The 21,860-nt window shown below is 69.9% G+C and carries 20 protein-coding genes; 10 read left to right on the forward strand and 10 right to left on the reverse strand.

Going from position 1 to position 21,860, the window contains the following annotated elements; all coding sequences use genetic code 11:
- Window positions 1-75: 75 nt before the first annotated feature.
- From ACWDEW_RS38710 to ACWDEW_RS38720, 3 genes are read left to right on the forward strand one after another with little or no spacing between them, the layout of a single operon-like run.
- Window positions 76-741 carry a DedA family protein gene (locus ACWDEW_RS38710; protein WP_450519462.1) on the forward strand — a complete coding sequence of 222 codons (666 nt, stop codon included), beginning with the start codon at window positions 76-78 and terminating at the stop codon, window positions 739-741.
- The gene (locus ACWDEW_RS38715) at window positions 741-1,346 is read left to right on the forward strand and encodes a phosphatase PAP2 family protein (RefSeq protein ID WP_450519464.1); all 606 of its coding nucleotides are present in this window, start codon (window positions 741-743) and stop codon (window positions 1,344-1,346) included. The genes ACWDEW_RS38710 and ACWDEW_RS38715 overlap by 1 nt, the downstream gene beginning before the upstream one ends.
- Window positions 1,343-2,053 carry a phosphatase PAP2 family protein gene (locus ACWDEW_RS38720; protein WP_450519465.1) on the forward strand — a complete coding sequence of 237 codons (711 nt, stop codon included), beginning with the start codon at window positions 1,343-1,345 and terminating at the stop codon, window positions 2,051-2,053. The genes ACWDEW_RS38715 and ACWDEW_RS38720 overlap by 4 nt, the downstream gene beginning before the upstream one ends.
- A gap of 228 nt (window positions 2,054-2,281) precedes the next feature.
- Here the strand turns inward: ACWDEW_RS38720 and ACWDEW_RS38725 are convergent, their stop codons facing one another.
- The 9 genes from ACWDEW_RS38725 to ACWDEW_RS38765 all read right to left on the reverse strand — a co-directional run bounded on the left by ACWDEW_RS38725 (window position 2,282) and on the right by ACWDEW_RS38765 (window position 13,625).
- Complete coding sequence (locus ACWDEW_RS38725; protein ID WP_450519467.1) at window positions 2,282-4,396, reverse strand: alpha-galactosidase; 2,115 nt, start codon at window positions 4,394-4,396, stop codon at window positions 2,282-2,284.
- Window positions 4,397-4,410: 14 nt separating this feature from the next.
- Window positions 4,411-5,265: a proteasome subunit beta gene (gene prcB, locus ACWDEW_RS38730; RefSeq protein WP_450519469.1), complete on the reverse strand. Its 855-nt coding sequence runs from the start codon at window positions 5,263-5,265 to the stop codon at window positions 4,411-4,413.
- 73 nt (window positions 5,266-5,338) lie between these two features.
- Entirely contained in the window at window positions 5,339-6,292 is a 954-nt protein-coding gene (locus tag ACWDEW_RS38735; RefSeq protein ID WP_450519471.1) for a lysylphosphatidylglycerol synthase transmembrane domain-containing protein, read from the reverse strand.
- Window positions 6,289-7,788 (reverse strand): hypothetical protein, encoded by a 1,500-nt coding sequence (locus ACWDEW_RS38740; RefSeq protein WP_450519473.1) that lies wholly within the window; start codon window positions 7,786-7,788, stop codon window positions 6,289-6,291. The genes ACWDEW_RS38735 and ACWDEW_RS38740 overlap by 4 nt, the downstream gene beginning before the upstream one ends.
- 249 nt (window positions 7,789-8,037) lie before the next feature.
- Window positions 8,038-8,301, reverse strand: coding sequence for a hypothetical protein (locus ACWDEW_RS38745; RefSeq protein WP_450519475.1), 264 nt, complete (start codon window positions 8,299-8,301; stop codon window positions 8,038-8,040).
- 455 nt (window positions 8,302-8,756) lie between these two features.
- Window positions 8,757-10,412, reverse strand: coding sequence for a M4 family metallopeptidase (locus tag ACWDEW_RS38750; RefSeq protein WP_450519477.1), 1,656 nt, complete (start codon window positions 10,410-10,412; stop codon window positions 8,757-8,759).
- 524 nt (window positions 10,413-10,936) lie between these two features.
- On the reverse strand, window positions 10,937-12,121 hold the full coding sequence (locus ACWDEW_RS38755) for an NAD(P)-binding domain-containing protein (protein WP_450519479.1): 1,185 nt from the start codon (window positions 12,119-12,121) through the stop codon (window positions 10,937-10,939).
- A gap of 81 nt (window positions 12,122-12,202) precedes the next feature.
- Entirely contained in the window at window positions 12,203-12,868 is a 666-nt protein-coding gene (locus ACWDEW_RS38760; protein ID WP_450519481.1) for a hypothetical protein, read from the reverse strand.
- 91 nt (window positions 12,869-12,959) lie between these two features.
- The gene (locus ACWDEW_RS38765; RefSeq protein ID WP_450519483.1) at window positions 12,960-13,625 is read right to left on the reverse strand and encodes a class I SAM-dependent methyltransferase; all 666 of its coding nucleotides are present in this window, start codon (window positions 13,623-13,625) and stop codon (window positions 12,960-12,962) included.
- A gap of 90 nt (window positions 13,626-13,715) precedes the next feature.
- Between ACWDEW_RS38765 and ACWDEW_RS38770 the strand changes: the two genes are divergently transcribed.
- The 3 genes from ACWDEW_RS38770 to ACWDEW_RS38780 all read left to right on the forward strand — a co-directional run bounded on the left by ACWDEW_RS38770 (window position 13,716) and on the right by ACWDEW_RS38780 (window position 16,287).
- Window positions 13,716-14,342 carry a TetR/AcrR family transcriptional regulator gene (locus ACWDEW_RS38770; protein WP_450519485.1) on the forward strand — a complete coding sequence of 209 codons (627 nt, stop codon included), beginning with the start codon at window positions 13,716-13,718 and terminating at the stop codon, window positions 14,340-14,342.
- A 205-nt stretch (window positions 14,343-14,547) separates the two neighbouring features.
- Window positions 14,548-15,132, forward strand: coding sequence for a hypothetical protein (locus ACWDEW_RS38775; RefSeq protein WP_450519487.1), 585 nt, complete (start codon window positions 14,548-14,550; stop codon window positions 15,130-15,132).
- A 396-nt stretch (window positions 15,133-15,528) separates the two neighbouring features.
- Window positions 15,529-16,287 (forward strand): methyltransferase domain-containing protein, encoded by a 759-nt coding sequence (locus ACWDEW_RS38780; protein WP_450519489.1) that lies wholly within the window; start codon window positions 15,529-15,531, stop codon window positions 16,285-16,287.
- Between the two features lie 74 nt (window positions 16,288-16,361).
- Here ACWDEW_RS38780 and ACWDEW_RS38785 read toward each other — a convergent pair whose 3' ends face one another.
- Window positions 16,362-17,582 (reverse strand): cytochrome P450, encoded by a 1,221-nt coding sequence (locus tag ACWDEW_RS38785; RefSeq protein WP_450519491.1) that lies wholly within the window; start codon window positions 17,580-17,582, stop codon window positions 16,362-16,364.
- Between the two features lie 505 nt (window positions 17,583-18,087).
- On the opposite strand from ACWDEW_RS38785, the gene ACWDEW_RS38790 reads away from it, so the two are divergent.
- From ACWDEW_RS38790 to ACWDEW_RS38805, 4 genes are all read left to right on the forward strand, one after another.
- A complete protein-coding gene (locus ACWDEW_RS38790) occupies window positions 18,088-18,915 on the forward strand; it encodes a hypothetical protein (protein ID WP_450519493.1) in 828 nt (275 codons plus the stop codon).
- A gap of 480 nt (window positions 18,916-19,395) precedes the next feature.
- On the forward strand, window positions 19,396-19,815 hold the full coding sequence (locus tag ACWDEW_RS38795) for a hypothetical protein (RefSeq protein WP_450519495.1): 420 nt from the start codon (window positions 19,396-19,398) through the stop codon (window positions 19,813-19,815).
- 378 nt (window positions 19,816-20,193) lie between these two features.
- Complete coding sequence (locus tag ACWDEW_RS38800; protein ID WP_450519496.1) at window positions 20,194-20,673, forward strand: MarR family winged helix-turn-helix transcriptional regulator; 480 nt, start codon at window positions 20,194-20,196, stop codon at window positions 20,671-20,673.
- 261 nt (window positions 20,674-20,934) lie between these two features.
- Window positions 20,935-21,855, forward strand: coding sequence for an SDR family oxidoreductase (locus tag ACWDEW_RS38805; protein ID WP_450519498.1), 921 nt, complete (start codon window positions 20,935-20,937; stop codon window positions 21,853-21,855).
- The last annotated feature ends 5 nt before the right edge of the window (window positions 21,856-21,860 follow it).

Here is a 21,860-nt window from a genome sequence, read left to right on the forward strand (position 1 = left end):
AGTAGACCGTCTACAGATTTGTAGTCAGAGATGGATGTCGTACGGGACATCCGACCGGCGAAGGGCCTCGCGACGATGACCACACCCCTGGACCTGGCGTCCCAGCTCGCCGTCAATGTGCTGGACGCCAAGTCGCTGCTGGCCGCCTTCGGTGTGCTGGGGGTCGGCGTGGTGATGTTCGCCGAGACGGGGTTGCTGATCGGGTTCTTCCTGCCCGGCGATTCCCTGCTGTTCACGGCGGGTCTGCTCTGCACGGGCGGCGCGGACAGAGCCGTGAAGCTGTCGCTCCCGCCCCTTCTGGTCGCGGCGGCGGTGGGCGCACTCGCCGGAGCGCAGTGCGGCTATCTGCTCGGCCGGAAGGCGGGCGGCGCGCTGCTCACCCGCAGCCGCTCGCCGCGCCTGCACGAAGGCGCCCGGCGGGCCGAGGAGTTGCTCGACCGGTACGGCCACGCGAAGGCGGTGGTGCTGGCCCGCTTCGTGCCCGTGGTGCGGACGGTGCTGAACCCGATGGCGGGCGCGCTCGGGGTGTCCGTCCGGACGTTCACCGTGTGGCAGGTGGTGGGCGGTCTGGTGTGGAGTCTGGGACTGACGCTCGCCGGTTACGCGCTCGGTTCCTCGGTCCCGAATGTCGACAAGTATCTGCTGCCCATGGTCGCCCTGATCGTGGTCGTGTCGCTGCTCCCCCTCGCCGCCGAGGTGCGCCGCTCCCGCAGGGCGGCCCGGGTCGGGGAGGCGCGCTGATGGTCCTCGTCGCCTTCCAGGGTTCCTCGATCGACGGCTCGGCCTACGAGGACGTGGTGAACTCGGCGCAGCAGGCGCCCGGTTGGCTGGACGACACGGTCTCGGTGTGGTCGACGTACGGGCTCGCGGTGTTCGCCGTGCTGATGGTCGTGGGCTGGTGGCGGGCGCGCCGGGTGGGTGCCGAGGCGGCGGTGACGGCACTGGCCGTGCCGCTGGTCGTGGTGGCCGCCTACGGAATCGACACCCTGCTGAAGTCGCTGGTGCGGGAGAACCGCCCCTGCCAGAGCCTGCGGGTGGTCACGCTGGAAGCCTGTCCGGCGCGGGGCGACTGGTCCTTCCCCAGCAACCACGCGACGATCGCGGCGGCTGCGGCGGTCGCCCTGTTCTTCGTCTCCCGCCGGCTCGGCGCGCTCGCCGCGGTGGCCGCGCTCGCGATGGCGGTGTCCCGGGTGTGGGTCGGGGTCCACTATCCGCACGATGTCGTGGCGGGCCTCCTGGTCGGCACGCTCCTCGCGTTCGGCGCGATGGTCCTGGTGCGGCGCCGACCGCAGTCCCTGGCACGGCGGATCACGGCCGGCCGGCTGCGACCGCTGGTGGTGTCATGAACCGCAAGGACGTCGCCGAACTGGCGGGCAGCGTGGGGGTGGGTGCCTGGACCGCGTTCGGTGTGCTGAGCATGGTCGTGATCGGGCGGGAGGGTGTCCCGCTGTTCACGGACGAGGACCTGCTGTCGTGGTCCGTCGCCCACCGCCCAGACATGGCGGTGGCGGTGGCTCGCGGTGTGACCGCGACCGGCACGGGCATCGTCCCGTACGCCCTCGTCGTCCTCGCCGGACTCCTCACCGGCCGCACCGTGCGCCGCCGCCTGCTCGCCGCTGCCCTGGCCGTGGCCTGCCTCGCCGCCGGACAGGGACTGCGCTACGGCGTGATGACGCTGATCGCGCGGCCCCGCCCGCCGCTGGCCGACTGGGCCGGACACGCCTCGGGCTGGTCGTTCCCCTCGGGCCACACCACCACGGCGGCGATCACCGCAGGCCTGGTGATCCTCGCGACACGCGTGCGTGCTCCGCACGGACGGGCCGCGCTCTGTCTGGTCGTCGGCTGCTGGGGCGTGCTGGTCGGGCTGACCCGGGTGTATCTGGGCGTGCACTGGTTCACCGACGTGCTCGGCGGCTGGCTGTTCGCCGTCGGGTGGCTCGGCGTGTGCCTGTGCGGGGCGGCCTGGTGGCTGCCGGCGTGGCTGCTCGCGGACTCGCCGGACGGAGCCGTACCACCACGGGAGGAGCATGCGTCCCGGAGTTCCGCGGCATAGCCGGTCGCCGTCGCCGGCCGGGGCCGGGCGGTGCGCTCCCGACTCCGCCGTGTCGTCCAGGCCGTCCGGTGGGTCGACCTCCAGCTCGAACCAGACCTCCTTGCCCTCCTCGACGAAGCGCCCGCAGCCCGGCACCGCCGGTCGAAGGCGGCCTTCCGGCTGAATACACACGGGGCCTGTTCCCCGACGATCACCGACGGACCATCCGTGCCACGCCGGTTCGTGGGGTCAGCTGCCGCCCAGCCGTAGGAGAACGGCGGTAGCGGCCCGGGGCAGCGACACCGTCAGCCGTCCCTCGGACGCGTCCCACTCCACACCTGCGTCGGCGGTCGCCGGATACAGCACCACGGGGTCGACAAGAGCGCCGCGCAGGTGGGGGACGGCGAGCGCGCAGTCCACGGCGCCGTCCGACTCCCGCCGCCAGACGGTCACATAGGTGGACCGAGTGCCCCGGAGCCCGTGGGCGATCCAGTCGTCGTCCCAGCCGGACAGGCCCAGCGGCCAGAACGGGTGCGCGGCGGCGATCTCCGCCCTGATGTCCTTGTAGACGGAGAGCGCGGAGCGGACGAGGCCGAACCGTTCGTCGTCCATGCGGTTGAGGAAGCCGGAGAGGTGGATACGGCCCAGCAGTGCGCCGGTGAGGGTGAAGGCGATCTCGTCCGGGCTCTGGTCGGGCTGGGGGTAGGCCCAGACGGCGGCCTGCTCCGGTGCGGCGGCGGTGGCGGCCGAGGCGGCGATGGGCGGATAGCGCAGCGGGTCCTGCTGGTCGCTGGTGGACTGGACCTGCGCCACGGCGAGTTGGGCGTAGTCCATGCGCAGACCGCCCGATCCGCAGTTCTCCAGGACCAGTCGGGGGTGACGGTCGAGGAGTCCGGCCATCCAGTCGAGATGGGCGCGGTGGTGCCCGAGCAGTCCCGCGCCCGCGCTTTCCGGGCCGTTCTCGGTTCCCGGGCCGATGTTGATGTTGTAGTCGAGCTTCAGATAGCCGACACCCCACTCGCCGACGAGCCGGTCCACGACCTCGTCGAGGTGGGCGCGGGCGGCCGGGTGCCGCAGGTCCAGGTGGTGCCGTCCGTGTTCCGTGACGCGCAGACCGCCGCGCCGGAAGAACGCCTCGGGCGGCAGGGAGTCGGCCAACGGACTCCGGACGCCGACCACTTCGGGCTCCAGCCACAGCCCCGGCGTCATGCCGTGCTTCCTGATGGCGTCCAGGACCTCCTGAATACCGCCCGGGAAGCGGGCGGGCGCGGCCTCCCACGCTCCGACGGAGTCCCACCAGCCCTGGGCGTCGTCGTACCAGCCCGCGTCGATCACGAACACCTCGGCACCGGCGCTCGCCGCCGCCTCGACGAGGGGCAGAAGCCGCTCGGTGGTGGGGTCGCCCATCAGGGTGTTCATGTAGTCGTTGTAGATCACCGGGAGTCGGCGATGGTCGGGGTGGTCGCGGCGGATGCCGCGGCGGTAGTCGGTGAGGGTCGCGAAGGCCGCGTCCAGACCGCCGCTCTCCGTGTGAACGAGAACGGCCGGGACGGTGCGGAACTCCTCGCCGGGCGCCAGGGTTTGGTGCCACTGGTGATGGGCGTCGTCCGGCCCGTACAGGGCGACAAAGGCCGCGCCTTCACGCTCTCCGGTCTCGAAGCGCCAGCCAGCGCTCGACTCGATCTGCCACAGCCACGCTCCGCCGTCGCGGTCGGTGAGGGCAGCGACCGGCAGCTGGCGCCCGGTGGACCAACTCCCTTGCGAGTAGCGCTCGAAGCAGCCGCGCCCCTCATGACCGTGGACGGACCGGTTCAACTCCACGACCTCGTCACGGAACCGGGCCCGGCGCCAACGGCATTCGGCGAGCCAGCTGTTGTCCGCCCAGTGCAGCGTCAGACCGTCAACTCCCTTGTCGGGACCGGCGATACCGCCGAGCGTCAGGGTCGTCACGCTCTCCACCCGGACCGGCTCGACGCCCTCGTTGACCAGCCGCACCCGCGAGCGCAGAGAACCCGAGCCGGCAACCGTCTCCAGGGTGACCTCGGCGACCAGCCCGGTCACGGGGTCGGCCAGCCGGATCGTCGTACGCTCCGCACTTCCGTCCCGTACGGTCTCGTGATCACGGTAGGCGAGGCGTTCGCCGACGGCCGTCTCGATGAAGCGCTCTCCCGACCACAGGCGCCCGTGCCCGGTCGCGGTGACCTCGACGAGCGGGACCAGGCGGGCCCAGTCCTGGCCGGGTGCTCCCAGCCGGACCGCTCCGGCGGTATCGACGAGGGCGTGCAGCTTGAGCGTCGGATGCGACCAGACGCGGGACGGCTCGGTTGTTCCCACGGCACTGGTCAACGCGTTGTCGGCTTCCACCCGGACAGTTTCGCTCAGGGTGCGACGGTCGGGCCGTCCGGGTGACTCTGCCGCTGTTCGACCATCTCGCGGGTCAGCGCCTCGGTCTCCGGTTCCGGCAGCCGCTCGAAGCCGTCCTCGGTGATGACCGACACGATGGGGAAGATACGGCGGTTGATGTCGGGACCGCCGGTGGCCGAGTCGTCGTCGGCGGCGTCGTACAGCGCCTGCAGCGCGGTCAGGGCCGCGTCGCGCCGGGACATGCCCTGCTGGAACAGCTTCTTCAGGGCGCCCCTGGCGTACGGGGATCCTGAGCCCTCGGCGTGGAAGTCCGGCTTCTCGTAGGTGCCGCCGACGACGTCGAAGGTGAAGATGCGGCCCTTGGCGCCCTCGGGGGCGGCGGGGTCGTAGCCGACGAGAAGCGGTACTACGGCGAGACCCTGCATGGCCTGGCCGAGGTTCTGCCGGATCAGGCCGGCGAGGCGGGTGGCCTTGGCGTTGAGGGTCATCGGGACGCCCTCGATCTTCTCGAAGTGCGTCAACTCGACCTGGTACAGCTTGACCATGTCGACGGCGAGCCCGACCGTGCCGGCGAAGGCGACCGCGGTGTGGTCGTCCGCCGGGTGGACCTTCTCCAGGTCGCGTTGCGCGATGACGTTGCCCATGGTGGCCCTGCGGTCGCCGGCGATCAGTACACCGTCGCGGAAGGTGAGCGCCAACACCGTGGTGCCGTGCGGGAATTGGCCGTCCTTCGCGCGGACGCCGTCCGGGAAGGGGCGGCGGGTGGGCAGCAGCGCGGGCCGGTGCGCGGCCAGGAAGTCGGTGAAGGACGAGTTTCCGGGAGTGAAGAACTCCTCCGCCGGCCGGCCGTCGTTCTCGTTCCCCGCCATGCAACTCCCCCTCGTCCGTGGGTCGACAACGGTCTCCTACCTGAACCGGTGGGACGGGAAACGCCGTTCGGTGTCAGAGGTCCTTGCGGCGGACAAGTACCCCGAGCACCAACAGGCCGGGAATCAGCGGCAGCCACACGGTGAGCAGCCGGTAGCCGAGGACGACGGACGCGGCGGCCGACGCCGTGGTTCCCGAGGCGGTGAGGGCGAAGACCAGGGCGGCGTCGAGGGAGCCGATACCGCCCGGGGTGGGCAACAGGGCGGCGGCGCTGCTCGCGGCGAGATACAGAAGCGCCACCCTGGCCGGGGACAGCGGCAGTTCGACGGCCTGCGTGACGCAGATCAGCACCAGGGAGTGCAGCGCGGCGAAGGCCAGCGAACCGCCCCACAGGGCCACGGCCCGCTGCGGCCTGGCGTGCACGGCCCGGATGTCGGCCAGCACCGCCGCGAGCGCACGCCGACACCGGGGCCACAGCGGGCAGTTGAGCAGTACGGCCGCCAGCGCGACGACCGCGAGTGCGACGCCCACCACGCCCACGGAGATGTGCGGGACGCGCAGCACGCCCGGGCAGGCGGTGGCGAGGACGCCGATCAGCACGATCCGGACGACCACGCCGGCGGTCGCCTTGACGGCGAGGGCGCTGGCCGAGCGGCCGACCGGGAGCCCGCAGCGCATCAGGAAGCGCAGGTTGACGGCGCCGGCGCCGAGTCCTGCGGGCAGCACGTGGTTGGCGGCCGACGCGGCGAACTGCGCGGCCACCAGCCGTCCGCCGGGCAGCCGCTGGGGCACCGCGCCCTGCTGGGCGAGTGCCGAGGACACCCAGGTCCCGAACGCGGCCGTCCCGGCCACCAGCAGCCACCCCTGATCGGCGACGGCGAGCCGCCCGGCGCCGTTCGCGAGCACGGGCCAGTGCCGCTGGAGCAGACAGGCCACGGCCACGAGCACACAGAACGTCAACGCGCCCTGCCAGTAGGCACGTCGGCGCCGGGTGCCGGTCGCCGCGGTGAGGCCCGGGGGTGCCGTCATGCGCCTCCGCTCCTCTCGGAGGCCGGGGCGACGCGCAGATCCAGTGGGCCGTAGTGGTGGACGGGCCAGTCGTGGGCGTACGCGGGTGGGCGGCTGCCGGCCGGTGTGATGTCGGCGACGGGCATACGGCGGGCGGTCCGGTCGATGACGGTCCGGTTGGAGTTGGCGTTGTGCCCCTCGGTCGCGGCGGAGGCGCAGCCCGTGTAGAAGGCGACCGGGATGGCGTCCTGCCCGGTGAGCAGGCACGGTGCGCGCACACCCAGGCGGTGGAGTTCGGCGGCGGTGCGGGACCAGTCGCGGTGCTGGGCGTCCGTACGACTCACCGTGCGTTCCAGGACGGTGAGTTGGACCGCCAGATGCCCGGCGAGCCCCACCGCGAGCAGGGCCACCGCGACCCGCCGCCACGCTCCGGTCGGTCTGGTGACCAGGTGGACCAGCGCGTCCGCGACGGGGATCGCCGCCAGCGCGTAGGCGGGCAGCAGAAAGCGCGGGGCCGCGTAGCCGATCATGAAGAGATACGGGAAGGCGGCTGTCGCGGCACAGGCGAAGGGCACGAGGGTGGGCGCGGCGCGCCGGGCGCGGACCGCGACGACCAGCCCTGCGACGGCGAGCACGGGCAGCACGAGCCACCAGACGTCGACCGCCGGGTTGGGCATGGCACCCGTGCACGGGCGGCACAGGGTACGTCCGCCCAGGCTGCGCAGCTGGTCGGTGACCGCGAAGTGCCAGCCGAGTCCGCCCTCGATCGCCGAGGCGTCGTGCAGTCGCTGCGTGAGGCCGCCGTAGCTGACGTACGCCTCGATCACCCATTCCAGGGCGCCGGAGGCGAGCCCGGCGAGAAGGACGGTGAGCAGCCGCCAGTGGCGTGCGAAGAGGCAGAGGGCGAGGAGGGGCAGGGTCGCCCACACCGCGTCGGTCGGCCGCATCCACGCCATCAGGGACGCGCTCGCCGCCAGGCCCCACAGGGCGGTCCGGCCGGAGTGACCAGTCCCGGCGTCGTGGTCGGCGCGGGCCCGCAGGAAGCAGCCCGTCGCGGCAAGGGCACCCACGGCGACCCAGTAGTTGGGCATGGCCTGTGGGCCGTAGAAGAGCGTCACCCAGAGGGAGGCGAAGAGGGTGCCCGCCACGGCCAGGACGCGGACGGGGAACAGGGTGCGCCAGGCGCGCAGTGCGAGGAAGAGGGCCAGACCGGAGAGGGCGGCGAGGTAGACGCGGAGCAGGGTGGTGGACGAGGACCAGGAGGTGACGGGTGCGACGAGGAGGGAGATGCCACGGGACCGGGGTGCGCTGAAGAAGGCGGCGGGGGCGTGCGCGCTGATCTGGCTGACGTACACGGTCTCGTCCCAACCGAGGCCCAACCCCGGGCGTACGAGCGCCAGTTGGGCCACGGTGAAGGCGGCGGCCACCAGCGCGAGGGGGTACTCCGAGCGGCCGGACGCGGTCGGCGGTCCGGGCCGTCGGGTCCCAGCGGGTGTCGCGTATGTGCTGCCGGACATGGTCCACCCTCCCCCCTACAGTTTGTAGGGTTACCGGCACCCTACAGCCTGTAGGAGGAGAGGCGGGAGCCGGAGAAAACATGGACAAACTATCCCGCCCGGGGTGTGGCCGCGGCCTGTAATTCGGCCAAGCGACTGACAGCCCTGTGCGCTCAGCCCCCGACACCCCGGTCGAGTTCTGCCGACCGATCCCCCTCGGCGCATCCGGCACCGCAGAGGTTCCTGCGGCCTTCTTCGCGACCACCCGCTTCAGAGCAAGGTCGTGTACTGAACCTGCGGGCCCCAGTCGGCGGAGTCCGCGGGATTGCTGTCGCCGAAAATGGTGTCCATGGAGTTCGCGTTGGCCACCACACCCAGATCGCGGATGTGGTTGTCACCCGCCGTGCCGGTGCCCAGGTTGTCGATGGAGCATCCCCGGACGACCATCTCCCCCGCGGCGGCGTTCGTGGAGAGATCGGTGGCGTGCACCGTGTTCTGGACGCTGCCCACCATGCCCAGCCTGGACCGGGGCACCCAGGCGTAGCTGATGTCGTAGCTGTAGGCATCGTCGCCATTGAGGTCCTCGACGCCGTGATCAACTGGCTGTTGTTCTCCGACACCGCGATCTTGCCAAGGTGGTGGTCCTCGCTGTCGTAGGTGAAGCGGAACCCGGTGAGCACGAAGACGAAGTCCCCGGCCGGCCGGGTGAGGAGGGTCCGGGTGCACTCCTCGCGCAGTTCCCGTGGAACGTCGCCTGACTATGCCGGTCGGATCGACCCACTCGCGGGAGACGCGGTAGTTGCCGTCGCCGTTCAGGTCGGCAAGGCGATCTCGACCGCCGACTGCTGCGCCAGGGGCATCGCCTCGACCTGGCGGATGTGGTGGTCGCTGTGACCTACCAGGCCTGACGTTCGCCGCCACGACGTCCGGCAGGGGCGGTACCCGGGATGCGGGCAGTCCCGGGTGCCGCCCTGTCAACTCTCCGTTGTTCAGCTGACGTTGACCGCGCTCCAGGCCGCGGCCACCGCGTTGTACTCGGTGGAACCGGAGCCGTACAGGTCGGCCGCCGCCGAGAGGGTGCCCGAGCGGGCGCCCGAGTAGTCGGTCGTCGACGTGAAGTACTCGGTCAGCGCCTTGTACCAGATCTGCAGCGCCTCGGCGCGGCCGATGCCGGTGACCGTGGAACCGTCGTACGTCGGCGAGTCATAGCTGACACCGTTGATCGTCTTCGAACCGCTGCCCTCGGACAGCAGGTAGAAGAAGTGGTTCGCCACGCCCGACGAGTAGTGCACGTCCAGGTCTCCGATCGAGGAGGACCAGTAGTCCGCCGAGCCGCCGTCCTTGCTGGGCTCGTCCATGTAGCGCAGCGGGGTGCCGTCGCCGTTGATGTTCAGCTTCTCGCCGATGAGGTAGTCACCCGGGTCGGACGAGTTGTTGGCGTAGAACTCCACGCCGGTGCCAAAGATGTCGGACGTCGCCTCATTGAGACCACCCGACTCGCCCGAGTAGTCCAGGCCGGCCGTGTTGGCGGTGACGCCGTGGCTCATCTCGTGGCCGGCCACGTCCAGCGAGGTCAGCGGGTGGGTGTTGCTGGACCCGTCGCCGTAGGTCATGCAGAAGCAGTCGTCGTCCCAGAACGCGTTCACGTACGAACTGCCGTAATGCACACGGGAGTAGGCACCGACACCGTCGTTCTTGATGCCGCTGCGGCCGAAGGTGTTCTTGTAGAAGTCCCACGTCTCCTGCGCGCCGTACGCGGCGTCGGCAGCAGCGGTCACGTCGGTGGTGGAGCTCGAAGCGGCGCCCGTGCCCCACGTGTTGGTCGTGTTGGTGAACAGAGTGCCTGTGCCCGAGCTGGTGGTGTGCTTCAGGTTGTACGTCTTGTGACCGCCGCGCGAGGCGTCGGTCAGCGAGTACGTCGTGCCCGACAGCGTGGTGGTCAGGCTGACCGTGCCCGAGTACAGCGTCTTGCCGGTGCCGGTCGCGTTCTCGACGCCCTGGTACTCGAAGAGCTTCTTGCCGGTGGCCGCGTCGGTGATGACGTGCAGCCGGTTGGGGGTGCCGTCGTCCTGGAGGCCGCCGACGATCGTCTCGTAGGCGAGGACCGGCGAGCCGCCGCCGGCCCAGATCACCTTGCGGGCACCGTCGGCCGCGGATTTCGCGGAGCCCAGCGTCTTGGCGGCGCTCACCGCCTGCTTCTCGGCCTTGGCGGCGGTGATCTTCGGCGTGAGCGAGGCGACCTTGATGGTGGCCTTCGTCGCCTTGGTCACGCGCTCGGTCTTGCCCGTCTTGCCGATGGCGACGACCAGGTCTCCGCCGAGGACCGGGAGGCCCGCGTAGGTGCGCTCGTAGCGGGTGTGCACCGTGCCGTCGACGTCCTTGACGACCAGCTTCTCCTTGGTGCCGAGACCTATCTGCTGGGCGGTCGCGGCGACGTCGGCCTGGGCCTTCTGGATGAGCGAGGCGCGAGCGGCGTTGGACAGCGCGGCGGGTGAGCCGGCCGTGCGGGCCACGGCCAGGGACCCTGCCGGGGCCGGGGCAGCGGTCGCACCGGTGATCAGACCGGTGGCGAGGAGGGCTCCGGCGGCAACGGCGGTCGCGATGGCCAGAGTTGTGCGCTTGTGGCGCGCGTAGAGGGGGGTCACGCAAGCTCCTTGGTGGGGGGATCCCGGTCGGCGTGGGGGCGCCGGCCGGAACGGATGTGACGTTGCTGAGCTCGTGCGGCGGGTGGAGAGAGGGTGGCATTTACGACGCGTACATGTCAGGGCTTCTTGAGTGATGTTGGTTGAAAATTTGCTGTTCGGTTAACGTCGCGGGAATGCGAACGGGCGCTGCCCCGGAGGGGGAACTCCGGGGCAGCGCCCTGCTGTTGCACCTCGGCGCACGGTCTGCGGGAACGCCCTCTTCCGGCTGGTGAGAGTGGTTCTGGACCAAAGACACTCACCCGGCTCGCTGCTGTGCGGACGGAAACCGGGGACGGTGCGCGCGAGTTGGGCCTGCACGACCAAGAGCCGGTCAAGTTCGGGTCGTGCTTCCGATGAGACGGCAGCGCCGGAATCGCCGCCCACAGCAGCACCACCCGGGCGGTCGGCAGCCCGATCGCCTGGACGACCCGACGGGGAACCCGAGGCATCGCGCCCGTCCTCACACCTTGAGATCTGCTCTGCTGCTACCTCCCGGCTCGGCGCCCCGCAACGGCTGCTGCCAGACGGGGCGCGGCGAACGCGGTCCCGCAGGTGAACCGCATCAGCGGTCCGAAGGTGGCGGCCGCCTGGATGCCCGTGAAATGCAGGCCTGGTACGGAGGACTGGAGGCCCGCGTCGAGATGCGGGTACCCGGCAGTGCGGGTGAGTCCGGCGCGCAGCTCGGGAGCCAGGAAGTCCAGTCCGTCCAGGCGGACTTGGTAACCGGTGGCGGCCAGGACGTGCTGCGCCGCAACCGTGTGCGTGCGACCTTCGCCGTCCCTGGTGGTGAGCAGGATGCCCTCGTCCTGCCGTCGCGCGCCCGTGATGTGCTCTCCCAGCCGCACGGGGACGGCTCCGTCGAGCCGCGGCTTGAGCCACCAGGACCCGAATGGGCCGAGCACCCGCTTGACCAGCCGCAGTCGGGTGGCCGCGGGCAGGAAGCGGAAGGCGGCGGCGTGATGCACGACGCCGTACAGCCCCCAGGACCGTCCCAGCGGGGTGTCGGGCTGCCAGTGCGGGGGCGGGGTCGGTCCCGCACCGAACACCAACTTCCTTGCCCGCACCAGCAGTTGGACACGCGCGTCGGCCTCGTGCAGCAGGGCGGCGCTCTCCTGCGCGGACTGACCGGCGCCCACCACGACCACCTCACGCCCGGCGAACGCCGCCAGGTCGGCGTGGTGCGAGCTGTGGGAGACGAGCCCCTCCGGCACGAACTCGGCGAGTGGCTCGGGGACGTGCGCGAAGCCGTCCATACCGCTGGCCACGACGACAGTCGACGCCCGGAGTTCCTCGCCCGAGGCGAGCTTGAGGTGGAAGCCGTCGGCCTGCCGGTCGACGCCCAGGACCCGGACCTGCTCCACCTCGGGCACCAACTCCTCGGCGAACCAGCGTCCGTAGCGCACGAACATCTCGACGGGCACCTGGTCGTGCCCGGTCAGCCGGATCTCGCCCGCTTGCAGGGCGTAGTCGTCCAGCGTGAACCCCGGGCGCGGCGCGGACAACATCGACGCGTTCGGCGGTGACTTCAGCAGCATGCCCGCGGGCATGTTCTCGGCCCAGCTCGCCATCGGCGAGCCGAACACCCTGACGTGCAGGCCACGCGCCTTCAGATGCGCGGCGGTGGACAGGCCGTAGGGGCCCGCCCCGATGACGACGACGTTCTTGGACATGATGGGAATTCCCCCCTGGCGCGGCTCAGTTGGGCAGCCCGCGCTCCGGCATGGCATGGCATGGCATGAAAGATCGGAACTTCAGATGCACGCCGAGAGCCGCCGCGTCCGCGGCGACCAGGAGGAAGAGGGCGGACCACGCCTGACGACCGTGTCCGCAAGCAGGATCTGGAACGGGACACCGGGTGCCGGCCCCGCGTACGTGCGCCACGCGGCGCAGACGGCCGCGGTCAGGTCGACGGGCGTACGGACCGGAACGAGCAGCCTGCACATCCGCTCGCGCAGATGCTCCCACTCGCGCCCGGCGACGTAGAGCACTCGTCGGCGGCAGGTGTCCACACCGCGCAGCAGCACCGCGCACAGCACGGTCAACAGCAGGTGCGCGATCACCACCGGCCAGCCCGCGTGCACGGAGGAAGGCCACACCGCGTGTGCCGGAACGGAGATCGCGTCGTCGGACCGTACGAACCAGTAGCCCACGACCAGCTGCGCACCGGCCGCCAGCACCAACTGCCGTACCAGCGGCTTGTCCTGGCCCGCGCCCGGCAGCGCGATGCCGAGGAGCAGACACGCGGCGAGAGCGCGCACCAGCCACGAGGGGCTGGAGTCGAACGCCAGATGATGGACCGTGGAGGCGACCGCGGTCCCGAGCACGGAGAAGAGCCCCGCCCGGGCAGCCACCACCGGCACCACCCGCGGCCTCCGGCCGTGGCGGCGCACACCGGACACATGCACCGAACCCCCCATGCCCCCCATCATGGGGCGCGGGTCGTGCCCGTGTCACCACCGCGTCCGCCACTGACCGTCGATGTCGCGCCGTCGTTACGGCCGTGCCGGACTACGGCCGTTCCGGGCGCACACCTTGCACGTACCGCAGCCAGGGCCGTACGTCACCGCGGTGCCGCACCTCGAAGCCCGCCTCCGTGACGAGCCCGTCGAGGAGGTCCACGCGGTAGTCGGCCATCACGTGTCCGGCGCTCGCGGCGACCAAGTGGCGTACGGCCCGGGTGCGCGGCGGCCGGAAGTCTGCGACGAGCAGCCGTCCGCCGGGGCGCAGGACGCGGTACATCTCGCGGAGCGCGGCCGGGCGCAGGTCTTCGGGGAGGTGGTGGACGGCGAGGCTGGTGACGACGGCGTCGAAGGAGGCGTCAGGCGCGGTCAGCTCCTCGGCGACGCCGGTCTCGTACGAACAGTGCGCTTCGCTCGTCTTCCCGCGGGCGTACTCGACGACCTCCGCGGAGGGATCGATACCGAGGACGGAACCGGTGAGTCCGACGGCCTTGGCCATGCGGCGTGTCAGGTAGCCAGTGCCGCAGCCCACGTCCAGGACCCGGTCGCCGGGCCGGGCACCACTCAGGCGCGCGAGGCGGCCGTACGCGCGCGGGCGCATCCCGCCGAAGCAGAGGGCTCCGCACAGCTCGTAGCCCCGCGCGTGGGCGATGGTCAGACCGTCGGTGTCCGGATGCGGGTGTCCGTGCTGGAGAAGCTGTCCGAGGTTCTTCACGATCGGGCCCCTTACTTAGTCGTGACTAAGTCCATGGCCGCAGCTTAGTCACGACTAAGCAGGATCGACAAGGGGCCGTACCATGCGGGTGTGAGCGAGTCGACGAAGCAGACGCGGCGGAGCACCGGACGGGTGCGCATGACCCCGACCGAGCGGCGGGAGTCGATCCTGACCGCCGCCACGGAACTGTTCGCCGACACCGGCTACCAGCGCACGAAGGTCTCCGCCGTGGCCGCCCGCGTCGGCGTCAGCGAGCCGGTCGTCTTCCAGAACTTCGGCACCAAGTCCGCGCTGTACCGGGCGGTCCTGAACCGAGCCGTATCCCACGTCTGCTCGACGCTCACCGAGGCAGTGGAGTCCGGCCGGCCCGTGACCGACCTGCTCGCCGGCTTCCTGAAGCCGGAGCACATGGTCCGCTTCCACTCCAGGGGAGCGCTGGGCTTCCTTTTCGCTGACGCGTTCACACTCACCGGGGAACCCGAATTGCGGGAGGCGGTCCACGCCGCGCACCAGCAGTTCGCCGACACCTTCGCCGGATTGGTCCGTGAGGGGCAGCGCGAGGGCGTCCTCCGCGCCGACCTCGACCCGCACGCAGCGGCCTGGTGGCTGATGTCCCTGCTGCACGCCCGCACCTTCCGCACAGCCTTCATGCCCGAACAAGCAGTCCTGGAAGAGCAGTTGGTATCCATGACGCTGGAGACTCTGACCGGCCACTGAGTTCGAGCCGCCGTCAGGCCGACCGCCTTGCCGGACCCGGCGATCACGGGTCACCGAGGCGCACTCGAACGAAGGCGCGAGGCCCGGGCCGACAGGACAGAAGGGGTGACAAGTCGCGCACCAGGGCTCATCATGGCAATTTGACGGAGGGGGGACATTGCGCACTCTTGATGTAGGCCGCCGTGGCCACCTGCCACCTCTGGCGATGATGGCAGCCGCCCGCGCGGGGATGTTTTCCCTGCTCGGGACCATTGTCACGGTGATCGTGCATGACCTGGCCTTTGAATCGAACCCGTCCCGGCTCGTCAAGGCACTTGCGGCTTGTTTCCTGTTCGCCGTGGCCCTGCCTGGTGCTGGGAGCAACAAGTCTCTCCGTACCCAAGTGCTGTTGGCGTTCGGCAGCCAGGCCGTCATCGGTTACTGGTTCGTCCTCGCCGACAGCTCTGTCACGTTCCGCGAACACGGACTGCTGCCGTCTTCCGTGCTCGCAGGATGGCCCGTGGTGATCGGCCACGTCCTGCTGGCCCTGCTCTGCGCCGTCCTGCTGCACGGACTCGACGACAGTGTGCGCCGCGTGCTGTACGCAGCGGGGACGGAGTGGTGCGCGTTGCGCGCACTGCTGCGCAGGCTCCTGGTTCCTGGTTGCACCCCGTACGAAGTGGCAGAGTTCGGGGCCGCCTGGCGCGTGAGCTCCGGGCCGACTCGGGCTCCCCGGTCATCAGTTCTGCTGGCCGGCGCAGTGGTGCGTCGCGGCCCACCGCTTCTTCCCCTGCCGTACGCCGCCGGCTGATCCATCACGGCGGTACCTGTACGGCTTTCGGTGCACTCACCCGTCCCTTTCGGGGACGGTTCTGTCCGTCATTCCGGCACGCGGGCTCTGCGCGAGTCCCGTGGCGAGGGGAAGTCCTTTGAACCACATGTCACATGCGACGCGAGCGTTCGCGCCCGTCGTCACGGCGGGCCGTACCGGCCGGTCCACCACAACACACCGGAAGGCCCGAGGCCATGCTGCTGCTCGGGTCCTCGCCGAGTGCGTCGGCGCTCACCCAAGGCGTACGTACGAGTTGTGCACCGAGCGCGGCCGGGCGGCAATCGCCTGTCCCCGCTCGGACTCCGGGTTCGTCCCATCGGCCACGGAACTCTGCTTCTCCGCGACCCAGACGGCGGCCCGGGAAGGAGTGGACCGATGACGGCAGCAAGTAGGGCAAAGTCCGGGGCTAAGCGGCTCCTGGAACGCACAGGGTTCCAACTCGTGCGCAGCACAACCCCTCAAGGTGGCGTCGATGATTTCATCCCCTTCGAGCCGACGATGCGGGCCGCGCGGGCGGCCGGTCTGTCGGTCGGCGACTACATCGACGAGGTCATGAACGGAACCCCGGGGGCCACCCAGTCCACCGTCGACGAACTACGGACCCTCGGCGTCTTCGCCGCGATACCGGACACGGTGCTTGAGATCGGCCCCGGGTCCGGGCGGTACCTGGAGAAGACGATGAAGGAGTGCTCACCGACCCGCTACGAGATCTACGAGACGGCAGAGCCCTGGGCCAACTACCTGGTGAACACCTTCGGCGTGGTCGCCCAACCGGTGACAGGATTCAGCCTCGACGCCACGCCGGACAACAGCGTCGACCTCGTCCAGGCCCACAAGGTCTTCAACACCCTGACCTTCCTCGGCGCCTGCCGCTACTTCTTCGAAATGGCCCGTGTCACACGGCCGGGTGGACGGATCGTCTTCGACGTCATGACGGAGACCTGCCTCGCCCCGGAGACGATGCGTGTCTGGGCAATGAAGGGCGGCTCCGGTCACGATTCGTTCCCGGCCGCCATGCCCCGCCGCACATGCGTGGACCTCTTCGCGACGCTCGGCTTCACCCTTGAGGCCAATTTCCTGGCTCCCCTGGGCGTGGCCTCCACGGAGGTGCTCGTCTTCAAGAAGACGGCCTGACCTGCTGCAGGCCCTTCTGCTTGGCAACCGGCGGGGACGTGTCACGCGGAGCATCAGGGACTCTGGGTTCTCCCCTACCAAGTGACAGGGAGACTCAAGAGACCGCAGACCCGACTTCCGTTCGTCCATGCGAGTTCCTGTGCTGTACCCACGAGCGCGAGGGTAGGAAATTCCCGAATCACCGAGCCTATGGCCACTTGCAACTCGACGCGAGCGAGGTTGGCTCCGAGACAGTAGTGAGGGCCATACCCAAAGGCGAGGTGCTTGTCGACAGCACGTCCGATATCGAACGTATCGGGGTCACGAAAGTGCTGCGGGTCGAAGTTCGCGGCCACGACAGGCGCGAGGACGCCCTGACCTTCCTCTACGGTGGCCCCAGACGGAAGCAACACGGTTTCGGTTGCCACTCGCAACAGCCCTCCGTGGCCTGGGACTTCCATACGGAGGATCTCTTCTACGGCAGTGGGCACGAGCCCTGGATCGTGGCGCATTGCAGTGAGTTGGTTCGGGTGCCGTAGGAGGGCGAGAACGCCGCGGCCGATGACGTTGCCGGTGGTCTCGTGGCCCGCAACGATCAGCCCTCGTACCATGCGCGCCAGTTCGTCCGAGCTGAGCCGGTCGTTCTCGTCGTGTGCGTTGATGAGGTCGTCGAGCAGATCTTCGCCTGGGTTTGTACGGCGCGCGGCAATGAGGTCGTCGACGTAGGTGATGAACTCCGCGGCGGCCTTGGAGCGCTCCGGTGCAGAAGCGGTGCTGGTGGACAGGAACGTGTCCGACCAGCTGCGGAAATAGGGGCTGTCCTCAGCCGGGACACCGAGCAACTCGCAGATGATGTTGATCGGCAGCGGAAAGGCGAAGGCTGCCATCAGGTCGACCGGACGCGACCCGACACGCATCTCCGTAAGCAGTTGGTCTGCGACAGCTTGGATCCGGGACCGCCAACTCTCCGCCCTTCGGGGAGTGAACGCCGCCTGCACTATGCGCCGAAGCCGGGTGTGATCCGGCGGGTCCATGTTGACCAATGCGTTCGGGTCGTCGGAGAAGTCGGCGTCGGGCAGCATGCGCGGAGCGCCGTCGTAGCGCAGGTTCCGGCTGAAGCGCGGGTCCGCGTAGACCACTCGCACATCGTCATAGGCGGTGGCGAGGAGGACTTCGTCGCCGCTGGGTAGCACCACGGGTGCCAGTGGGCAACCGCGTCGCCTGCTCTCGTACGCTCCGGGCGGGCTGCCATGGGATCCCGGCGGGAACGGGAACGTGGCCTCGTCGTTGGTTGTCTCGGTGGTGTCCGGCACCATGGAACTCCTCCCAGGTAGATGCTCGGCCGGATCTATCTGATGGAGCGTCAACTCTGCAGATCCTCTGAAGATTCAGCGTGATGCGCAAGGCTCCGGCGCCTCCGAAACGGGCGCCGCCGTCTCCAGCGCAAACGCCGTAACGCCATCCAAGTCTCGCGGGCCGCCCGCCCTGTTTCCCAACACCTCGCACCGCCGGACCAGTTGGAGCTCTTCCACCTGCCGCGGGACTGGACCCGCCTGGACGACCGGCACCTCCCGGCCCTACCCCCGGCCGCCCTGATCCTGCTGAACGACTTCGTCGACGACATCGAGAGCCGTGGCTGGGACGCCAGCCGCATGAGCGGGAGCATCCGCACCCTGCGTGTCCTGCTCGCCCACCTCGGAGCCGACGCTCCGCTGCCGGAGGAGGACGTGCGGCTGATCGCCCGCCGCGAGCACTTTCACGGCGCCCGCGTCATCAACTACCTGCGCGTGAGCGGACGCCTTGCCTCCGACCGGCATTCGGATGCGGCTCTGGGCCGGGCCCGGCACCTCGCCGACACCGCCCCCGTACCGTTCCGCGGCCCGCTCCACCGGTGGATCGACGTCCTGTACGGCACAGCCCGACGACCCAGCCGGCCGCTCGCCCCGTCGACCGCCTGCTCCTACCTGCTCCTACCTGCGCCTGGCCGCGCCCGCGCTGTGCACCTGGTACGAGGACGGCATCACCGATCGGCGGGCCGTCACCGTTACCCACATCAAGCAGGCCCTCGAACCGGTCCAGGGAGAAGCCGCCAAGTCCCGGGCCACCGCCCTGCGCTCGCTGTTCCGCGCCCTCAAACGGGAGAAACTCATCTTCCGCGACCCGGCCCGCAACGTCTCCCTCACCACCGCCGTCGTGCTGCCCAGGCCGCTGGCCGACGACATGCTGCGCGGCACTCTCGACCGCCTCCCCAACTCTCGCGACCGGCTCAGCCTCGTGCTCGCCGCCGTGCACGCCCTGAGCACCCACGACCAGCGCCACCTGCTGCTGGACGACCTCGACCACAGCCGCGCCACCCTCCGCGTGCGCCGCACCGGCAAGCCCGTCCACACCGTCTACCTGGACGAACTCACCTACCGCCCGGCACGGCAGTGGTTCGCCGCCACCAGCCCTTACATGCTGGTCACCGTCCGCACTACCACCGACGACACCCGACCCCGGTGTCGATCGAGGCGATCAACAAGCCCCTGCGCGCCCAGGGCCACCAGGCCGGCCGCCTGCGCGTGGACCGCATCCTCAACGAGGCCCAGCACAGCGACGACCCCCTCCACCTCATCCGCCTCTTCGGCCTCTCCCCCCGCGCTGCCATGAAGTACGTCCACTCCGCGCACCCGCACCCGCACCGCAGCCAGAGCGACCCGATCATGTCCTGAGCAGCACGAACTGTAGGAATCCGAGGCGCTTGTGCCCTCCGACCCGGGACGTTGCGGTAATGGAGCACGGGTCCCTCGGTGCCGGTACCTGGGCAGTGGATCAGGCTGTCTGTCGGTACGAACTGCGCACTCCACTCGCGTGCTTGCGGCCTCGGCGAGTGTGTCGAGCGGCGACCGAGGATCACTGGCCTTTGTCCTTGCCCGGTGATGCCAGGTTTCTGGGCGATCTGAGGTACGGGCACACCCTGACGCTCGCGGCGTTCGGCCATGAGAGCAGCCGGCGCACCCCGAAGCGAGCCGAGGTGGCCATTTCCCCCGGGTCTGCAATTACTTGGCTAGCCACACGATTGCTGATACGTTAATCATGTGGCTAGCCACGCTTTCTCTTGAACTTCCCCCGCAGATCCGAGGAGACCCCATGTCCCACGAGAACTCTCTAGTGAAGCCTCCGATCAATCAACGCGTGCTGACCCTCGGCATCACCGCTGATGCGCTTTCGCCGGACGACTTCCCGCCGGGGGTGGCGACGCTCGAAGAGCTGGTCGCCATGCGGGAGCGCAGCTGGGCTGCGCTCCAGGCGACGGGCATCGACGGCGAGGCGGGCTATGTCAGCCTGGACCCCGACGAGGCCGAGGCCGAGCTGCGTCGGCTGTTCGACGCGCACTCGTACGGGGTGGTGCTCATCGGCGGCGGCATCAAGAACGTCCCGGAGTACACCGTCCTGTTCGAACGGATCGTCAATGTGCTCATCGACCTCCAGCCCGACATCCGGCTGAGCTTCAGCTCACATCCGACGAACGTGCCCGAGGCGCTGCAACGCTGGCTCAAGAAGTCCTGACAAAGACGTCTCGCGGAACTGGGCGTTGGACGCGGCGGTGGGTGGTGAGGCAGGCGGCGAAGCCGGGGAAGGCTTCGTGGATGTCGTCGTGTCGTTCCCAGCGGATCCGCAGCCGGCGCAAGCCCTGCAGCCAGGCGATCGTCCGACTCCCCGCACAATGGGGAGCTTGAGTCGCAAGCTCCGACAGCAGGCAGCTCGTCATCACCGTCAGCACCCGTCCGCTCGACCAGGCGGCCACGGCCCGGCCGACGACGCCGGGCATGTGCGAGGCAAGCGCGTCCTGACTGTCGGCTGAGCACGCCCGTCCACTGCCTCCCCAGGCGGCAGGGCGGCCGACTGCACCGACTACCCCACCCACACTGGCTGAGGATCCGAACCATGCCCACCCCCGAACCCCGCATCCCCACGACGGCTGACGCAGGACCGATGAGCTACGCGATCTTCCAACTCGCCCGCGCCCACCGCGCCTACGCTGCCGCTCTGCTGCGCGAGATGGACCTGCATCTCGGACAGGAACTGGTACTGATGCACCTTTTTGACCGGGACGGCCAGTCCCAGTCCGAGCTGATCGAGTGCCTCGGCGTGGACCACTCCACCATCTCCAAGGCGCTACGCCGCATGCAGGACGCCGGCCTGGTCGTCCGCGAGCCGGCCGCACATGACCGGCGCGTCATGGTTGTCCACCTCACCGGCAAGGGCCGGGCGATGCACGAGCCCATCACGGCCCTGTGGCGGACCCTGGAGGAGACCACCGCCCGGAATCTGTCGGAGCAGCAGGCGGAGTCCTTCGTCGAGACCGCCTACGCCATCACCGAGGCGATCAGCAGCCGCGGGTTGCCCGAGGAAGAGTCCGCCTGACTCCCCCGGTGTGCATCCCAGGCCCCCGTACGCCACACCGCACATGAAAAAGGGGCCCGCGGACTGGGGCGCACACCGTCCCGCATGCGGCACGACCACCTCCAGTCAGGCCATGCCACCTCCCCTGTACCGGCTGTTCCGGACGCGGCACCTGGCGGCGAGGCGCACGACCCATCTGCCACCACGGCCCGCCCCCCGTCCGGCACGCGGACACCCACGCCCGCAGCCACCGCCCACCAGCCTGACCGAAAGTGAGACCCCATGCCTGCCACCGACTCAACCACCCTCCCAGTCCTCGTCGTCGGGGCGACCGGCTCCCTGGGGAGTAAGGTCGTCGACGAACTACTCAAACGCGGCAAGAACGTCCGGGCCCTGGTGAGACCGGCCACCGACGCCGGCCGGCTCGAAAGCCGGGGCGTTCAGATCGTCCGCGGCGACATGCTCGACGTCGACTCGCTCGTGGCCGCCATGACCGGCGCCGACGCCGTCATCACCACCGCTGCCGGCTACACCCGCGGCGGCAAGAACGCCCACGACATCGACACCCTCGGCAACGCCAACCTCGCCGAGGCCGCCCACCGCACCGGCATCCGGCGGTTCGTCCTGACCAGCATCCTCACCAGCGACCAGACCCCGGATGTCCCGCACTTCTGGCACAAGAAGCTCGCCGAGGACAAACTCGAACAGCTCCGCGTCCCGTTCGTCGCCCTGCGCCCGGGGGCCTTCCTCGACCAGGTCGCGACCATGGCGGGCAACCCGCTCGACAAGGGCCGCCTGATCTGGATGTCCAAGGCCACCGTTCCGCTGACCTTCGTCCGCACTTCCGATCTCGCGGCCTACCTGGCAGCCGCGGTCGACGCCGACGCCCAGGCCGGTGAACGCATCGACATCGGCTGGGAGCGTCCGGTCAGCATGCGCGAGGTGGCCGACCTGATGGGTCACCGGGCCGGAAAGAAGATCAAAGTGTGGGCCGTCCCCTCCGTCGTCGTCCGCGCCTCAGGAGCTCTCGTCGGCCGCTTCAATCCGGTGGTCAAGGACATGGCCGCAATGTTCGGCTGGTTCGACACCGGACGCTACGTCGCCGACCCCCGCCGCCAGGAGCAGCTGTTCGGCCCCGTCCCCACGGCCGAGGACACCCTCGCCCAGTTCACCGACGAACTGCGCACCGCACAGCACCGGTGACAGGG

Source organism: Streptomyces sp. NPDC001100, from assembly GCF_053598575.1.